General features: G+C 67.8%; 16 protein-coding genes. 13 read left to right on the top strand and 3 right to left on the bottom strand.

Features of this window, described 5'->3' with window-relative positions; genetic code table 11:
* Nucleotides 1–141: 141 nt before the first annotated feature.
* The 5 genes from ON22_RS32665 to ON22_RS32685 all read left to right on the top strand — a co-directional run bounded on the left by ON22_RS32665 (nt 142) and on the right by ON22_RS32685 (nt 5,879).
* Complete coding sequence (locus ON22_RS32665) at nt 142–786, top strand: ABC transporter permease (protein WP_033242795.1); 645 nt, start codon at nt 142–144, stop codon at nt 784–786.
* Nucleotides 783–2,249 carry an ABC transporter ATP-binding protein gene (locus tag ON22_RS32670; protein WP_081596000.1) on the top strand — a complete coding sequence of 489 codons (1,467 nt, stop codon included), beginning with the start codon at nt 783–785 and terminating at the stop codon, nt 2,247–2,249. Before ON22_RS32665 ends, ON22_RS32670 begins: the two co-directional genes overlap by 4 nt.
* The gene (locus tag ON22_RS32675) at nt 2,246–2,983 is read left to right on the top strand and encodes an ABC transporter permease (protein WP_033242796.1); all 738 of its coding nucleotides are present in this window, start codon (nt 2,246–2,248) and stop codon (nt 2,981–2,983) included. The genes ON22_RS32670 and ON22_RS32675 overlap by 4 nt, the downstream gene beginning before the upstream one ends.
* Entirely contained in the window at nt 2,980–3,957 is a 978-nt protein-coding gene (locus tag ON22_RS32680) for a glycine betaine ABC transporter substrate-binding protein (protein WP_033242797.1), read from the top strand. Before ON22_RS32675 ends, ON22_RS32680 begins: the two co-directional genes overlap by 4 nt.
* 200 nt (nt 3,958–4,157) lie before the next feature.
* Nucleotides 4,158–5,879, top strand: a complete 1,722-nt coding sequence (locus ON22_RS32685) for a DUF3556 domain-containing protein (protein WP_033243064.1) — start codon at nt 4,158–4,160, stop codon at nt 5,877–5,879.
* 9 nt (nt 5,880–5,888) lie between these two features.
* Here ON22_RS32685 and ON22_RS32690 read toward each other — a convergent pair whose 3' ends face one another.
* Nucleotides 5,889–7,064, bottom strand: coding sequence for a pyridoxal phosphate-dependent aminotransferase (locus ON22_RS32690; protein WP_033243065.1), 1,176 nt, complete (start codon nt 7,062–7,064; stop codon nt 5,889–5,891).
* A 166-nt stretch (nt 7,065–7,230) separates the two neighbouring features.
* Here ON22_RS32690 and ON22_RS32695 point away from each other — a divergent pair, with 166 nt between their 5' ends.
* Nucleotides 7,231–8,976, top strand: a complete 1,746-nt coding sequence (locus ON22_RS32695) for a penicillin-binding transpeptidase domain-containing protein (protein WP_033243066.1) — start codon at nt 7,231–7,233, stop codon at nt 8,974–8,976.
* 17 nt (nt 8,977–8,993) lie between these two features.
* On the opposite strand, the gene ON22_RS32700 is transcribed toward ON22_RS32695, so the two are convergent.
* Both ON22_RS32700 and ON22_RS32705 read right to left on the bottom strand, forming a co-directional pair.
* A complete protein-coding gene (locus ON22_RS32700; RefSeq protein ID WP_081596012.1) occupies nt 8,994–9,512 on the bottom strand; it encodes a CinA family protein in 519 nt (172 codons plus the stop codon).
* Between the two features lie 252 nt (nt 9,513–9,764).
* On the bottom strand, nt 9,765–10,409 hold the full coding sequence (locus ON22_RS32705; protein ID WP_033242798.1) for a TetR/AcrR family transcriptional regulator: 645 nt from the start codon (nt 10,407–10,409) through the stop codon (nt 9,765–9,767).
* Between the two features lie 146 nt (nt 10,410–10,555).
* Here ON22_RS32705 and ON22_RS32710 point away from each other — a divergent pair, with 146 nt between their 5' ends.
* The 7 genes from ON22_RS32710 (at nt 10,556) to ON22_RS32740 (ending at nt 16,432) form a co-directional block, all read left to right on the top strand.
* The gene (locus ON22_RS32710; protein WP_033242799.1) at nt 10,556–11,335 is read left to right on the top strand and encodes an SDR family oxidoreductase; all 780 of its coding nucleotides are present in this window, start codon (nt 10,556–10,558) and stop codon (nt 11,333–11,335) included.
* 308 nt (nt 11,336–11,643) lie between these two features.
* A complete protein-coding gene (locus tag ON22_RS32715) occupies nt 11,644–12,132 on the top strand; it encodes a flavin reductase family protein (protein ID WP_033242800.1) in 489 nt (162 codons plus the stop codon).
* A gap of 102 nt (nt 12,133–12,234) precedes the next feature.
* A complete protein-coding gene (locus ON22_RS32720; RefSeq protein WP_033242801.1) occupies nt 12,235–12,408 on the top strand; it encodes a CsbD family protein in 174 nt (57 codons plus the stop codon).
* Between the two features lie 280 nt (nt 12,409–12,688).
* Nucleotides 12,689–14,527: a hypothetical protein gene (locus ON22_RS32725; protein ID WP_033243068.1), complete on the top strand. Its 1,839-nt coding sequence runs from the start codon at nt 12,689–12,691 to the stop codon at nt 14,525–14,527.
* Entirely contained in the window at nt 14,524–14,718 is a 195-nt protein-coding gene (locus tag ON22_RS32730) for a hypothetical protein (protein ID WP_033242802.1), read from the top strand. The genes ON22_RS32725 and ON22_RS32730 overlap by 4 nt, the downstream gene beginning before the upstream one ends.
* Complete coding sequence (locus ON22_RS32735; protein ID WP_033242803.1) at nt 14,718–15,107, top strand: hypothetical protein; 390 nt, start codon at nt 14,718–14,720, stop codon at nt 15,105–15,107. The genes ON22_RS32730 and ON22_RS32735 overlap by 1 nt, the downstream gene beginning before the upstream one ends.
* Complete coding sequence (locus ON22_RS32740; RefSeq protein WP_033242804.1) at nt 15,104–16,432, top strand: hypothetical protein; 1,329 nt, start codon at nt 15,104–15,106, stop codon at nt 16,430–16,432. The genes ON22_RS32735 and ON22_RS32740 overlap by 4 nt, the downstream gene beginning before the upstream one ends.
* Nucleotides 16,433–16,439 lie beyond the last annotated feature (7 nt).

Below are 16,439 nucleotides of genomic sequence, written 5' to 3' on the forward strand. Positions count from 1 at the left end.
ACGGGACCCGGAGGCGATCGTCCGGTTGTGCGCGCCGTACCCGGTCAGGTGTCCGGATTTCGGTTAGTGTGGCGATTCACGCGTCTGTGAGTTCGCGCGGGCCGGTGCCGGGCCGATCCGCCGTCGACGAGGGGAACCCCCGTGAATCTGTGGAGTTATGTCCAGGGGCGAGGTGAGACACTGGCGTTCCTCACCTATCAGCATGCCTCACTGGCATTCCAGACCGTGCTGGCCGGCAGTATCGTCGCGGTCCTCATCGCTGTCGCGGTCTACCGGCTGCCGCTGCTGTCGTCGCTGTCGTTGACCTCGAGCCGGGTCGCGCTGACCATTCCCTCACTGGCTCTGCTGGCGCTGCTGCTGGTGCCGTTCGGGCTCGGTGTGGTTCCTTCTTTCCTGATGCTGGCGTTCTTCGCGGCGCTACCGGTGATCGGCAATGCGATCGTGGGATTGCGTTCGGTACCGCCCTCGGTCGTCGAATCGGCCCGGGGTATCGGCTTCTCCCGGTGGCGGATCCTGCTCACCGTCGAACTACCCATTGCCTGGCCGGTGATCCTCACCGGTATCCGGGTGTCCACCCAGATGATCGTCGGCGTCGCCGCCATCGTCGCGTACGTGCTCGGACCGGGCCTCGGCTCGCTGATCTTCAACGGCCTGTCGCGGCTCGGCGGTGCGAACGCACTGGAAATGGCGTTGACCGGCACCATTCTCATCGTCGCCATCGCGCTGGTTTTCGACGCGCTGCTCGTCGTGCTCGGGCGTTTCACTATCGCAAAGGGATTGTCATGAGCGAGGCTGTGACCGGCCGGCCCGCGCCGGCGACACCGGAACGGGCGGTGACCGGCGCGTCCATCACCCTGGACTCGGTCGTCAAACGCTACCGGGGTCAGGAGACTCCCGCGGTGGCCTGCCTGGACCTGGAGATCGCGGCGGGAGAGATCGTCGCATTCGTCGGGCCGTCGGGCTGCGGTAAGACGACCACGCTGAAGATGATCAACCGCTTGATCGAACCGACCGAAGGCCGGATCCTCATCGGCGATCGTGATGTGACCCGGGAGGACCCGGACAAACTACGGCAGTCCATCGGCTATGTCATCCAGTCCGGTGGCCTCTTCCCGCACTGGACGGTCGCCAAGAACATCGGCGCGATTCCGCGGGTTCTGGGCTGGGACAAACAGCGGATCGCCGAACGCACCGAATACCTGCTCGACCTCGTCGGTCTCGACCCGGCGGAATTCGCCGGCCGCCTGCCCAAGGATATGTCCGGCGGGCAGCAGCAGCGCGTCGGAGTCGCGCGCGCACTGGCGGCCGATCCGCCGGTGCTGCTGATGGACGAACCGTTCGGCGCGGTCGATCCGATCACCCGGGCCCGCCTGCAGGACAGTCTGCTGGCCATCCAGCACGAACTCGGAAAAACGATCGTGGTCGTCACCCACGATTTCGAGGAGGCGACCAAACTCGGCGACCGGGTGCTCATCCTCTCCGAAGGCGGTCATATCGAGCAGTACGCGACCCCGGAGGAGATCCTCACCGACCCCGCGACCCCGTTCGTCGAGGAATTCGTCGGCTCCGGCGCGAAACTCGCATATCTGACCGTATCCCGGGTCCGCGACGTCGAAACCCACGACGTCATCACCGCCCGCGTAGGTGAACCGGCGCCCGCGGTGATCGAACGCGCGAAAGCCGCCGGGCACACCTGGGTTGTGGTGGTAGACGATGCCGGCCGGCCGCGCTCCTGGCCGACGCTCACGGAAATGGCGACCAAACCGGAAGTCTCCGATTTCCTGGACCGGCGGCTACCGGTGGTCGCCCGGTCCTCGACCCTCAACGATGCGCTGGACGCCATGCTCGCGACCAGTCAGGGCGCCGCGCTGGTCACCGACGGCCGCGGCGCGGTGGTCGGATCGCTGAGTATCGGTTCGGTGACCGAGCTGATCCGGGACAAACTCGCCGAAGTGCGCGAGGAGGACACCGAGGTCTCCTACACCACCTACGTGGACGGAACGGATCCGGCGCCGACACCCGTGGTCGCGGCCGACGACGAACCCGCCGCGGCCGATAGCGAACCCTCCGGCTCCGGCCCCGTAGCGCAACATCCGGCGACCGATAGTGCGACGGCCGGCTCTGCGCGGCCCTTGGCGCCCGGCACTGTACCGCCCGAGACGGCCGGCTCTACGCGGCCCGCGGCCCGCGGCCGTGACGTCAACGGGGAACCCGGTGGCGACGACAGCGATTCGGGCGGCCCGTCATGAACCGGCTGCGCCGCCTACCCCTCGACGTCTGGTTCGAGCCGCTCATCATCGTGGTGATCGGCGCCGGCTATTTCCTGTGGTATCGGTCGACAACCTTCACCCCGACCGAGCAGGCGTCGCTGAGCTGGGCGAACCTGCAGACCACCATCCTCGAGCACATCAAACTGACCGTGGTGGCCACGGTGATCGTCGTCGTGGTGGCGATACCGCTGGGTATCGCGCTCACCCGGCCCGCACTGAAACGATTCGAACCCCTCGCGGTCAATATCGCCAATATCGGCCAGGCCGCGCCCGCGGTCGGCCTGCTGGTGCTGTTCACCTTCTGGCTGGGCACCGGATTCCGGACAGCGATCGTGGGCCTGGTCGTATACGCGGTGCTGCCGATTCTGCAGAACACGATCGTGGGCCTGCGGCAGGTGGATCAGCGCACGATCGAGGCCTCGCGCGGGATCGGCTTCTCGGGCGCCCGCACCCTGTTGCAGGTGGAACTACCGCTGGCGGTGCCGGTGATCCTCAACGGTGTGCGCACCGCTTTGGTGATCCTGGTGGGCACCGCGACGCTGAGTACCTTCATCGGCGCCACCAGCCTCGGCACGCTGATCACCACCGGCGTCACCCTGTTCCTGCCGAAACTGCTCGTCTCCGGCGCGATCCTGGTGGCGTTGCTGGCCTTGATCATCGATTGGCTGGGCCGGCTCGTCGAACTGGCCGCGACTCCGCGAGGTATCTCATGACCGCGCCCCGCACCCGGCTGCTCGCCCTGGTCGCCGCGCTGGCGCTGCTGGTCACCGGGTGCGGTCTGGTGAGCTCGTCGGGAACCTTCCACGATGCGACCCTGCCCGGCGGTGCCCGCCCGCTGGACGGTGCACGGCTCACCGTCACCTCCAAGAGCTTCACCGAAGGGGTGCTGCTGGGCAAGATCACCGCCACCTATCTGGCCGCGGCAGGTGCCGAGGTCACCGATCTCACCGGTGCGCCGGGATCCGCGTCGTCGCGGCAGGCCCAGCTGAGCGGTGACGCCGACGTGCTCTGGGAATACACCGGCACCGGCTGGGTGAACTACCACAACCAAACCGAGATCATCGCCGATCCCCAGGAACTGTGGCAGGCCGTCCACGATATCGAGAAGAGCGAGTACGGCCTGGAATGGTTGCCGCCCGCCAACTTCAACAACACTTATGCCTTCGCCGCGTCGGCGCTTACCGCCGAACGGCTCGGTGTGCGCTCCCTGTCGGATGTGGCGGCGCTTCCGGTCGCCGACCGCACCTTCTGTGTCGACGACGAATTCTTCAGCCGCTCCGACGGTTTCCTGCCGATGCTGGAGAAATACGGGATCCCGTACAACGATCCGAACGGTGTGCCCGCCGCGAACGTCACCCGGATGGACGCCGGCGTCGTGTACACGGCAACAGCCCAGAGTGCCCCCTGCAATTTCGGCATGGTCTACACCACCGACGGCCGCGTGAAGAACCTGAACCTGGTGGTCCTCGAGGACGACCGGAAATTCTTCCTGCCCTACAGCGGCACCGCGGTGGTGCGTAGCGAGATACTCGAACGATATCCACCGGTGCGCGAACTGCTCGGCACGATCTCCGAACGCCTCACCGACGACCTGATGCAGGACCTGAATGCCCGCGTCGATATCGACGGCGAGGACCCGGCCGATGTCGCCTACGACTGGCTGAAGAGCGAGGGGCTGGTCGAGTAGTCCAGCGGTGACCGGGTACCGCGTCCGGTCCCGGCGCACCAGCCGTCTACCTCCGGAGCGCCGGGGAACCGCGGGGCCGCCCGGTCGGATTCGTTCGGGCAAATGCCGGTCGCCGCGGGCCCGTCCGTAGTACTTTTCAATCAACTGATTGAACGAAGAAGGATCGGGTGCCAGTGGGTACAACGGATCGGTTGTTCGGCATGCTCCGGCCAGAACTTCCCGTGGTGGATTTGGCCGAATGGAGCCGCGGGACCAGGGCGGAGAAGATCCGGCCGATGGCGCGGCACTGGGCCGAGGTCGGTTTCGGGACACCCCCACCGCTGCATCTGTTCTACGTGGTCAAGATCGCCCTCTACATCCTGGGCGGAATGCTGTTCGCGCTGGCCACCACCGGCATCGACGGGTTCAGCGCGGTCGGATCGTGGTGGTCGGAACCGATCGTGTTCCAGAAGGTCGTGCTGTTCACGATGCTGTTCGAAGTCGTCGGCCTGGGTTGCGGTTTCGGGCCGTTGAACAACCGTTTCTTCCCGCCGATGGGGTCGATCCTGTACTGGTTGCGGCCCGGCACGATCCGGCTGCCACCGTGGCCGGGCCGGGTGCCGCTGACCCGGGGGACGACCCGGACCCCGTTCGACGCGGTGCTGTATGCGGCACTACTGGTCATGCTGCTGGTCGCGTTGTTGTCCGACGGTACCGGGCCGATACCCGAGATCGGTTCGACGGTGGGGCTGTTGCCGGTCTGGGAGATCGCGGCGATCCTGGTCCTGCTGGGGGTTCTCGGGTTGCGTGACAAGGTGATCTTCCTGGCGGCGCGCGGTGAGGTGTACGGGGCGCTCGCGGTCACCTTCCTGTTCGGTGGTGCCGATACGATCGTCGCCGCCAAGGTGGTGTTCGTCGTCATCTGGGTCGGCGCGGCGGTATCGAAGCTGAACAAGCATTTCCCGTTCGTGGTGTCGACGATGATGTCCAACAGCCCGGTGGTGCGGCCGAGGGCACTCAAACGGCTGTTCTTCGAACGGTTCCCGGACGATCTGCGGCCGGGAAGGCTGTCGCGGCTGTTCGCCCACGGTGGTACGGCGGTCGAGATGCTGGCCCCGCTGGTGTTGTTCTTCAGCGACGGGGGCCTGCCGACCACGGTGGCCGCGATCGCACTCATCTGCTTCCACCTGGTGATCCTCACAGCGATCCCGATGGGGGTGCCGCTCGAGTGGAACGTTTTCATGATCTTCGGGGTGCTGACGCTGTTCGTCGCGCACGCGGATGTGGGGCCGGCCGATCTGGGCAATCCTGTGCCGGTGGTGCTCCTGTTCGTGGTTCTCGCGGGGACGGTCGCGATCGGGAACGTATTCCCGCGCAAGGTCTCCTTCCTGCCCGGGATGCGGTACTACGCCGGTAACTGGGACACCACCCTGTGGTGCATCGAACCGTCGGCCGATGCCAAGATCCGCGCCGGAATCACCGCCGTGGCCGCCATGCCCGCCGCGCAGCTCGAGCGGTACTACGGCAGCCGCGAGGCGGCGCAGATCCCGCTGTATCTGGGATACGCGTTCCGCGCGTTCAACACTCACGGCAAGGCGCTGTTCACGCTCGCGCATCGGGCAATGGCCGAGTACGACGAGAAGGACTACGTCCTCACCGACGGTGAACGTATCTGTTCAACCGCCCTGGGCTGGAACTTCGGTGACGGGCATCTGCACAACGAGCAACTGATCGCTGCCCTGCAGCAACGCTGCGGTTTCGAACCCGGTGAGGTACGAATCGTGTTGCTCGATGCCCAGCCCATCCAGCGGCAGCAGCAGAACTACCGCCTCGTCGACGCCGCGACCGGTGAATTCGAACGCGGATACGTGCGGGTCGCCGATATGGTCGTCCGCCAGCCGTGGGACGACGATGTACCCGTGTATCCCGAGGACGGAAGCTGACAGTCCGGCTCAGCGGGCGGGAGCGAGCCGGAGCCGGCGCACCGCCTCGTCCAAGGTTTCCGGGCGCTTACAGAAAGTGAACCGGACGAGGTGGCGCCACGACGCGGGATCATCGGTGAAAACACTGACCGGCACCGCGGCCACCCCGAGCCGTTCGGGTAGTTCGCGGCAGAACCGGATATCGTCGTCCGCGCCGAGCGGGCGGATATCGGCGCAGACGAAATAGCTACCGGCACTGGGATGCACACGGAACCCGGTATCGGCCAGCGCCGCGGACAACCGCAACCGGCGTTCGGCCAGCGAATCCCGGAGCTCGACCACCCACTCGAGTTCGTGGGTGAGCGCATGGGCGACCGCCGGCTGGAACGGGCCACCACCGACGAAGGTGAGGAACTGTTTGGCGGCCAGGACGCCGTCGATCAACGCCGCCGGTCCGCAGATCCAGCCGATCTTCCAGCCGGTGACGCTGAACGTTTTCGCCGCGCTGGAGACGACCAGTGTCCGCTCCGCCATACCCGGCAGAGTGGCGATACTGATGTGTTCGGCGCCGTCGTACACCAGATGCTCGTACACCTCGTCGGCCAGCACCAGCAGATCGTGTTCGCAGGCGATCTCGGCTATCGCGGTCAGGTCCGCGCGATCCAGGACGGTACCGGTGGGATTGTGCGGTGAGTTCAGGATCAGCATGCGCGTGGCCGGGGTGATCGCCGCGCGCAGACTGTCGTGGTCGAGGACGAACCGGTCGCCGTCGGCGGTGAGCCGGGCAGTACGCCGGCGGGCACCGGCCAGGGCTATTGCCGCGGGATAGGAGTCGTAGTACGGCTCGATCAGCACGACTTCGGCACCCGGCTCGACCAGCCCGAGCACCGCCGCGGTCACCGCTTCGGTCGCACCGACGGTCACGAGCACTTCGGTATCGGGGTCGTACCGGGTGCCGTAGCGCCGGGACCGGTCCGCGGCGATCGCACCGCGCAATGCCGGCACACCCCGGCCCGGCGGGTACTGGTTACCGCCGGCAGCGATGGCCTCGCGGGCGACCTCCAGCATCGCTGCGGGGCCGTCGCTGTCCGGGAACCCCTGCCCGAGATTGACGGCCTCGTGCCGGACGGCGAGTTCGGTCATCTCGGCGAAGATGGTGGCCGCGAACGGCCGCAACCTGGTGACGGTGGGAGACGGGTCGGGCATGAGACGAGGGTAGACGCCGGTTCGGGTGTCGCGGCCGGCTCGGGCCGGGGGAGCGCGGTTGCGGCCCGGCAGCGTAGCGCTGTGCGGTCCGGCGCCGGACCTGGGTACGCGCCGTTCGGCAGGGATGCGACGTGCCGCCGGGCCGCGGTCGATACAGTCGCAGGTGATGCGCATCGATCGGAAAGTCCTCGTACTGCTGACGATCCTCGGTCTGGCCCTGGCCGGTTGTTCTTCCGGGCCGCCCGAGCCCGAAACCACGGCCGGCAGTTTCGCCGACGCGCTCAACCGCGACGATATCGCCGCGGCTGCGCAGCTCACCGACGACCCCGCCCGTGCGGAACAGACCGTCGGCGCGCTATACGAGGGTCTGGGCAAGGAGGTGATCTACACGGTCGCCGGGGCCGAAGACGATACGTTCACCCTCGAGGCGACCTGGAAGCTGGGCAAGCAGGGCGCCGAGTGGAAGTACACCACCACCGGCACCGCCGTGGAGACCGATGCCGGCCACCGCATCCGCTGGAATCCGGCCGTGCTCGCACCCGGTCTCGACCGGGGTGAACTGACCTATGCGCCGGTGTATCCGGAACCGGCCCGCGTCCTCGACGCGTCGGGCGGGGAATTGCTGACCGAACAGGTGGTGACCCTGGTCCAGCTCGCGCCCGGTGCCGATACCGCGGCCGTGGCGAATCTGGTCTCCCCGTTCGCGCCGGGCATCACCGCGGCCTCGCTGGACGCCGATCTGGCCGAATCTGCCGGTGCCCCTGTGACGGCGATCAGCCTGCGCGAATCGGATATCGCGCCGATCCGCGAGGCGCTGACCGCCACGCCGGGGGTCACCCTGGCCCCGCAGACCCGGCTGCTCACCACCGACCGCGCTCTGTCCGCGCAGACCCTGTCCGGTCCGGCCGAGCTGTGGCAGGAACAGGCCGACGCGGCGGCCGGCTGGGTTGTGCAGGCCGCGACCCCGGAAGGCGCGGTCCGGATCGCCGGCCGGGATCCCGGGCAGACCACCGATATCCACACCACCATCGACGCGGGCCTGCAGCGTGCCGCGGAAACCGCCCTCGACCCGATCGACCAGGCCGCGGCCATCGTGGCGGTCCGGCCGTCCACCGGCGAGATCGTGGCAGGCGGCCAGAACGCCGCCGCCGACGCCGAAGGACCTATCGCGTTCACCGGTCTGTACCCGCCGGGTTCGACCTTCAAAACCGTGACCACCGCCGCCGTCCTGGACGCCGGAACCGCGACCCCGGATACCGTGCTGCCCTGCCCGGGCGTCGCCGATATCGAGGGCCGCCGGATCCCGAACGACGACAGTTTCGACCTGGGCGAGGTACCACTGCACACCGCCTTCGCGCGGTCCTGCAACACGACCATGGCCGGGCTGGCTGTCCAGTTACCGCCGGAGGCACTCACCACCACCGCCGAACGCCTCGGCCTCGGCGTCGACTATGTGACCCCCGGCGTGACCACGGTGACCGGTAGCGTGCCGATCCCGGCGAATTCGGCGGAACGGGTGGAGGCCAGTATCGGCCAGGGCGCGGTCACGGCATCCCCGTTCGGGATGGCGCTGGTCGCCGCCTCGATCGCCGACGGCGCGACTCCGGCACCGGTCATGGTGGCGGGGCAACCGGGCACCCCGGACCGCACCCCGCCACCGTTGCCCGCCACCGTGACCGACCAGCTGAAAACCATGATGCGCGAAACCGTCACCGCCGGTACCGCCACCCAGCTGGCCGATATCCCCGGCCTGCTCGGTAAGACCGGTACCGCCGAATACGGTGACAACACGAATGCGCACGGCTGGTTCGTGGGTATCCGCGGCGACCTGGCGTTCGCTGTCTTCGTCGCCGATGCGGGCAGTTCGGGTCCGGCAGTCGAGGCCGCGGGCCGCATGCTGCGGAATTCCTGAACCCGCGTCCGATCGGTTCAGGCCGCCTGTTCCCGTGCGGCGTCGAGCAGCAGTTCCACTGCGTAAACCACGACCTGATCGAGGATCTCGGCGGGTTCACCGGCGAAAAGCCGATGGTGCGTCCGCACCGAGCCGTCCGCGGACACGGCGAACCACACCGACCCCGGCTCGTGCCCGTCCTGCGGATCGGGACCCCCGGCGCCCGTGACACCCACCGCCAAGGACGCTTCGAACAGTGTCCGCACCCCCTCGGCCATCGCAGCTGCCGCCGGCGCACACACCACCGGCCCGTCCGGCACACCCAGCACGTGATGTTTGACCGCCCTGCTGTAAGCGACCACGGCTCCCCGGAACCACTCACCGGAGTTGCTCGCCGCGCCGAGCGCCGCCGCCAACTGCCCGGAGGTCAGCGATTCCGCGACCGCGACCTGCAACCCGGCCCGGCCGGCGATCTCCGCCAGCTCTTCGGCTCGGTCATGCGCTCGTCCCAGAACAGCCGGCACCAGCAGCTCCTCGGAATCAGATTCGGACGACATCGACACCCCCTGAGCAAGCTCGGCGCACCATCACCGCGCCGGTAGCCTGCAGCGTTCGGTCGCAGAACATGAACGCCATCGTAACCACGTCGCCCTCTCCGGGCGTCCCGCTATTCCCGGGTGCCGAGCGGATCGGCGAGGGCGGCTTCGGCGGCATCGAGGATTGTGTCGCAGGCCTTGGCCACCACCGGCCCGAAGAACCGCATCGCTGCGGCGCTCAGGGCAGGGAAGGGAAGCGGGGGCAGCCGGGATTCAGTCGTTGGTGGACGCCCCGGGTCCAGTTGCGGCGTACCGGGCGGCGATGGTGCGGACGGCCTCGTCGACTACCTGAGTGACGCGTTCGGTGCTCACCTCCCAGCCCGGTACCAGGAGTGTCGGCCAGAAGATGTAGTTGGAGATCATGCCCAGGAACTGGGTGGCGGCGAGGTCCACGTCCTCGATCCGCACCGTTCCCGCCTCGTGTTCGGCCAGGAGGTAGCTGCGTACGGACTCGAAGTAGGGCATCTTCCCCTGCGAGAACTGCGCATCGGCCAGCTCGGGGAACCGCGGAAGCTCGGCGATGACGATCCTGAACAGGTCGGTCATCTGGGGACGGCCCAGCAGCTCGGCGTAACGGTGACCGATGATGCCGAGCCCGTCGACGATATTGCCGGCCGGCGGAGGATCCTCCTCCTCGGCGGTGGACCAGGACTCGGTCACGATGGCGTCGAACAGGGCAGCTTTGCTCGGAAACTGTTTGAACAGGGTGGCTCGCGAAACGCCCGAGCGCTCCGCGATCCGCGCCAGCGATGTCCGGTCGTAGCCCAACTCGAGAAACAGTGCGGTCGCGGCTGTCACGATCTGGGTGCGCTTCTCCTGGGCGACGCGCTGGTGATACGTCGTCACGACCGTGCTCATGGGCCAAGCATACGAGGTGAGTGGCTTGACTCGCCATTGCCGGCGACCTAGTGTCGAGCCAATGGTGAGTCGCTCGGCTCACCATTGGCCGCGCTGCTCATCACTGGTGATCCCGGTCATTCACCCCCGTACCGAAGGAACATTTGATGCCCCGCTTCGACAACAAGACCGTGCTCGTGACCGGTGGAACCGGCGGCCAGGGCTCGAGTCACGTACGCGCATTTCACGCGGAGGGGGCGAACGTGGTGTTCGGCGGCACCGACGCCGAACGCGGTACCGCTCTCGCCGACGAGCTCGGGACCCGCGCTCGCTTCGCCCACCTCGACGTCAGGGACGAAAGCTCGTGGTCCGCCGCTGTGCAAGCCGCCGAAAGCGCCTTCGGTGCCCTGAACGTGCTCGTCAACAACGCGGGCGTGCAAAACCCGCCTGCCACAATCGAAAACACCGACCGGGCCACGTGGTCGCGCATACTCGACGTCAACCTCACGGGGACCTTCCTCGGCATCAAGGTCGCAGTCCCTGCTCTGCGCCGCGCGGCGGGGGGAGCGATCGTCAACGTCGCTTCGACCATGGCCATGGGCGGCACGGCTCACTACGCGCCGTACGTCGCCGGTAAGTGGGCCGTGCGTGGACTCACCCGGACGGCAGCACTCGAGCTCGGCCGCGACAACATTCGCGTGAACACCATCCACCCCGGCGTGATCTCGACCCCTTTCATCCACGAGCCAGCAGCCGGCGCCACCGCGGCGATCGCCGACTTCTATTCACCCGAGCCGTTCGCCATACCCCGGCTCGGGGAGCCGGCCGACGTCACCCGTCTTCTCCTGTTCCTCACGTCGGCGGACGCGTCGTTCATCACGGGGTCGGAGTACGTCATCGACGGTGGACTCCTCCTCGGCCCCGCCCTTCAGGCCGAGCCCGCATGAGCACTCCGGACACGACTGGGTCGAACGACTCCGCACAGGACGTATCTTTATCCCACCTGCCCGCCCACATCCGACGAGCGATCGAGATCACCCCCGCCGCAGGCACGGATCATCGACATTCGGGATCGGTACAACTCTCGATCTGTCACCCGATGGTGCGGTTCGTTGGAAGGGGGCCGGCATCGGGAACTCGCAGATGACTCGTCGACCGAACTTTCAGATGGCGTCCTGCGGTCGAGTGCGGGAGATGCGCCGTCACCGGCGCGAGCCGTGGGGCCTCGAGCCCGGCTGCCTGCTATACACAGCACATGCCGGAGAATTTCTTCGACGCTCTGATCGCCGCGGCCGATCCGCCGGTGTTCGTGGTGACCCTCACCGCCGATGGGCAGCGGGCCGGGTGTCTGGTGGGGTTCGCCGGGCAGGTGGCGATCGAACCGCGGCGGTTCCTGGTGTGCTTGTCCGAGGTCAACCACACCTACCGTCTCGCGCAGCGCACGGAGTTCGTGGGTGTGCATCTGATCGGCAGCGACCATGCCTCGCTGGCGATGCTCTTCGGCGGGGAGACGGGCGACGAGATCGATAAGTTCGCGCACTGCTCGTGGCGGGCCGGTCCGCATGATGTGCCGGTGTTGGACGATGCCGCGGCCTGGTTCTGCGGTCGTGTTCTCGCCCGGCACGATTTCGGCGACCATATGGGTTTGGTGCTTGCGCCGGAGACGGGGAAGGTCCGGCAGTCGGAGCCGGGCGCACTGCGCTATCACCACGTCGCGGATCTGGAACCGGGCCACCCGGTCTGACCCCATCGTCTCCCTGCTGTTTACGGGCCGGTCGATGGGTTACCCGCGCCGTAGACCGGCCGGATCGGGCAGGCCGGTCGCCCCGACGAGAGGAGTCCGGCTGTGAGCGGAACCGACAAGGCCAGCAACAAGGCCGAGGAGCTCGCCGGTCAGGCCAAGGAGAAGTTCGGCGAGGCCACCGGTGACGAGGACAAGAAGAACGAAGGTAAGGCCGATCAGGTCAAATCGAATCTGAAGGACGCCGGTGAGAAGGTGAAGGACGCCTTCCGCGACTGATCGGTCGATTGCGGTGGCCGGGGTCGGTGGAGATCGTTCGATCCCGGTGCCGTCGCGGATATCGCCCGTGCCGGGTGCCGTGGCCGGCCGTGATCGTAATCGGTCGGATGGGGTGCGGGTGTGGCTTCGATGGAGGTGGCGAGTCCGCGGCGAATAGCATTGCGGCGAACTGTCTTTGCCGTCTTGTGTGAACATCGCGCCCCCAGCCGTATTTCATGCTACTTTTCGTCACATATATCCCGGCTGGTGTGGAGGTCCAGTGCCGAACGGTGCGCACGAAATGATCGGGCGGTCGCTTGCCCAGGGGAGTGCAGGTGGTGGCGCCGCCCTGGATCAGGTCGCCATCATGACCGGTTCGGCCGGGGTGATCGCCCTCGGATTGATGTGGGTGGGCTACCTCCACCGCACCCGCCGCATCACCTGGTTACAGCGGGTAGCGGACCGGCTCGGCAGCTGGTTCGATCAGCCGGGCTGGGTGGCACTGCCGCTGGCGATGTTCCTGGCCACCATCCTCACCGCGCTGCTCGGCTTCATCTGGGATGTGAGCCTGCACATCGGGAACGGCCGCGACGAGGGCCCGCTGGCCAATCCGGCGCACTATTTCATCCTCGCGGGCCTGTTCTTCCTGTTCACCGCGGGAATGGCGGCGATCGTGCTGCCACTCGACGAGAAACCCGGTCCCGCGGCGGTGCGGATCACCCGCACCTGGTACGCGCCCGTCGGCGGAATCCTGCTGGCCGGTGCCGGGCTGTATGCCCTGATCGGGTTTCCGCTCGACGATCTGTGGCACCGCATATTCGGCCAGGACGTCACGCTGTGGGGTCCGACGCATCTGATGCTCATCGGCGGTGCGGGGCTCTCCCTGATGGGTGTGCTGCTGCTCGAATTCGAGGGCCGGCGCAGCCGTCCGAGTCCGCAGGAGCCGCGGCCGCGCCGGATGTGGTGGATGCGGGCATTCGCCTTCGGGGGCCTGCTCATCGGGCTGTCGGTATTCCAGGTGGAGTACGACTTCGGCGTCGAACAGTTCCGGCTCGTACTGCAGCCCATGCTGATGGTGGCGGCGGCGACCGTTGCGCTGATCGCGGCCCGGATGACCCTCGGAACGGGTGCCGCCCTGGTGGTGGCATGTTTTGCCGCCGTGGTCCGGCTCGTGGTGGCCTGGCTGGTCGGCGGGCCGATCATCGACGCGCCGCGTAACGTCTTCCCGCTCTATCTCGGGATCGCCGTGGTGGTGGAGATTCTCTGCCTGCTACCGGCGGCCCGGCGCCGGATCCTGTGGGGCGCGCTGACTGGTCTGGTGGCGGCGACGCTCGGGATCTGGCTGGAATCCCTGTGGGTCGCTGCGGTATTCGTCGATCCATGGCCCACGGCGATGTGGCCGGAACTACTGCTGATGACGATCCCCACCGGGATCGCGGGTGGCGTGGTCGGCGCGATGCTCGCCACCGTGCTGCTGGGGGAACCGTTACCGCGCCCGGCTGTGCGGCGCACACTGGTCACCGCCGCCGTGGCCGTGGTCGCCGCGGTCACCGCCAACGGTCTGATGATCGATATCCCGCAGGACGCCCGGGCAACGGTGCAACTGCGGGAAGCCCCGGCGGACGGCGGCCGCATGGTCCACGCCGATATCCGGATCACACCGGACGATCTGGCCGGCGCCGACCCCGAATGGGTCCAGATCCTCGCCTGGCAGGGCGGTGTGGGCAGTGACAGTCCGGGACGCGGGCTCGTGGTGGATCAGCTGCGCCGGGTGGGCGAAGGACATTACGTGACCACGGAGGCGGTTCCGGTCCACGGCACCTGGAAGACGATCCTGCGCGTCCAGGACGGGCGCACACAGACCGCGCTGCCGATCTTCATGGCCGCCGACCCCGGTATCGGTGCCGAGGAGGTGCCGGCGCTGGACGAGTTCACCCGCCCGTTCGTCGCCGAGATCACGGTATTGCAGCGGGAGCGTTCGTTCGATCATCCCGCCTGGCTCTTCACCGCGGCCTCGCTGATCGTGCTGCTGTGCAGCCTGGCGCTGATCGCCGCGTTGTCCTGGGGCGCTGCCCGGATCAACGACCGTTACCCGCGGTCGTCCGGGGTGCGCGCGCCGGAGCAGGCACCGGTTTCGTGAACGACCGGTACGACGATGTGGTGGTCCTGGCGGACCACTCGATCTTGTTGGCGATCCCCGCCTTCCTCCCCGCCTTTCTCATCGCCGGAGTCGTCCTCTTCATCGCGGTGCGCGACCGCAGGAACGGCGAGGACGAACCGGCCCCGCCGCACCAGGCGGATACCGCGCCCGATATCGACGAGGAGAACTGATGTCCCTATCGCGGCTATGCGTGCCACTGCTCGTGGCCGGGCTGCTCACAGCCGGTTGCGCGGCCTCCGAACCGCAGGGCCCAGGTGGGGAGAAGCCCCCCGGCGTGACCGAGTCGGCGGCGAGCGTCCGCCTGACCGTGCGGATCGCGGACGGGGTGGTGTCGCCCGTGGACAGCAGGCTCGACGCGCGGGCCGGTGAGCCGGTCGAAGTGATCGTGGACAGCGATATCTCCGACGAACTGCATGTGCACGCGAACCCCGACCACACGTTCGCCGTCACCCCGGGCGCAGGACAGCGTTTCCGATTCGCCGTCGAGGTGCCGGGGCGAGTGGAGATCGAACTGCATCATGCGGGGGTCACGGTGGCGACCCTGTTCGTCCGCCCGTGACAACGCTGGCCCACGGGATCGGCGGGGCGTCGGATCTGCCGATCCCGCTGACCTACGCATTGATCGGCGCGGCATGGGCGCTGGCCTTTTCGTTCGCGGTGCTCGCCTTCGCCTGGCGCGAACCCCGACTGGACCCGGCCGCGCGCGGGAAACCGGTACCGGCGACGGTGCGTGCGGTTGTGGATTCGCCGGTTCTCCGGGCAGTCGTCGCCGTGGGAAGCGTCGCCGCGACCGCGCTGGTCCTGGCGGTCGGGGTATTCGGTTCCGCCGATCCGGCTGCGAATCCGGTGCCCGGTGTCGTCTACGTGCTCGTCTGGGTCGGGGTGATGGTGGCCTCGCTGGTCGCCGGACCGGTGTGGAAGCTGCTGTCCCCGGCGCGGGCCGTGCACCGTGCCGTGTGCGCGCTCACCGGTCGCGCACCCGAATCCGGATGGCTGCGGTATCCGCGGGCGTGGGGCCGATGGCCGGCGGCGTTCGGGCTGTTCACCTTCGTCTGGCTGGAACTGGCCTCCCCCGATCCCGGTTCGGTGACCGCCGTGACCGTATGGGTGGCCGGATACCTGGTCGTCACTGTGGTGGGTTTATTCGTTTTCGGCACCGAATGGGCCGAGTACGGCGACCCGCTGGAGGTGTACAGCAGCCTCCTCGGCCGGTTGAGCCCGCTGGCCCGGGGCCCCGGCGGTGCGTTCGTCCTGCGCTCGCCGCTGGCGAATCTGGCCGGCAGCCCGGTGGGTCCGGGGTCGGTGGCGGTCGCGGCGACACTGTTGGGTTCCACCGCATTCGACAGCTTCTCGATGTTCGAATGGTGGCGGAGTCTGCTCGCCGATGCGGGCAGTTCTTCGGGACGCACCATGGTGGGCACCGCCGGGCTGCTGGTGTTCATTGCCGCTGTCGGGGTGAGTTTCCGGTTCGCCGCCGCGGCCACCGGTGGACTCGCCCGCGCCGAACGCCGCCTGCTCCCGACCCGGCTCGCGTACACCCTGACACCGATCATCGCGGGCTATGTGGTCGCGCACTACCTGAGCTTCCTGGTCGAGAAGAGCCAGGCCACCGTGATCCTGTTCGCGGATCCGTTCGGCGCCGGGTGGAACCTGTTCGGCCTGGCCGACCGGGAGGTCGCCTATCTCCTGTCGGCACATCCGGCAGTGCTGGGCACCCTCAAGGTCGTGGCCGTGGTGACGGGGCATGTGCTGGGTGTCGCCGCCGCCCACGATCGCTGTCTGCGGCTGCTGCCGCCGGCGCATCGGCTCACCGGCCAGCTCGCGCTCATGCTGCTCATGGTCGGCTACACGTTCACCGGGCTCTATCTGCTCTTCGACGCCTGAATTCGCG

Origin of the sequence: Nocardia carnea NBRC 14403 (genome assembly GCF_000308515.1) — a bacterium.
Taxonomy (GTDB): Bacteria; Actinomycetota; Actinomycetes; order Mycobacteriales; family Mycobacteriaceae; genus Nocardia; species Nocardia carnea.

Bases quoted from the DNA above. Each gene is read 5' to 3' on its own strand.
- ON22_RS32670 (WP_081596000.1), top strand. From the start codon at position 783: ATGAGCGAGGCTGTGACCGGCCGGCCCGCGCCGGCGACACCGGAACGG.
- ON22_RS32675 (WP_033242796.1), top strand. From the start codon at position 2,246: ATGAACCGGCTGCGCCGCCTACCCCTCGACGTCTGGTTCGAGCCGCTC.
- ON22_RS32680 (WP_033242797.1), top strand. From the start codon at position 2,980: ATGACCGCGCCCCGCACCCGGCTGCTCGCCCTGGTCGCCGCGCTGGCG.
- ON22_RS32685 (WP_033243064.1), top strand. From the start codon at position 4,158: ATGCTCCGGCCAGAACTTCCCGTGGTGGATTTGGCCGAATGGAGCCGC.
- ON22_RS32690 (WP_033243065.1), bottom strand. From the start codon at position 7,064: ATGCCCGACCCGTCTCCCACCGTCACCAGGTTGCGGCCGTTCGCGGCC.
- ON22_RS32695 (WP_033243066.1), top strand. From the start codon at position 7,231: ATGCGCATCGATCGGAAAGTCCTCGTACTGCTGACGATCCTCGGTCTG.
- ON22_RS32700 (WP_081596012.1), bottom strand. From the start codon at position 9,512: ATGTCGTCCGAATCTGATTCCGAGGAGCTGCTGGTGCCGGCTGTTCTG.
- ON22_RS32705 (WP_033242798.1), bottom strand. From the start codon at position 10,409: ATGAGCACGGTCGTGACGACGTATCACCAGCGCGTCGCCCAGGAGAAG.
- ON22_RS32710 (WP_033242799.1), top strand. From the start codon at position 10,556: ATGCCCCGCTTCGACAACAAGACCGTGCTCGTGACCGGTGGAACCGGC.
- ON22_RS32715 (WP_033242800.1), top strand. From the start codon at position 11,644: ATGCCGGAGAATTTCTTCGACGCTCTGATCGCCGCGGCCGATCCGCCG.
- ON22_RS32725 (WP_033243068.1), top strand. From the start codon at position 12,689: ATGATCGGGCGGTCGCTTGCCCAGGGGAGTGCAGGTGGTGGCGCCGCC.
- ON22_RS32735 (WP_033242803.1), top strand. From the start codon at position 14,718: ATGTCCCTATCGCGGCTATGCGTGCCACTGCTCGTGGCCGGGCTGCTC.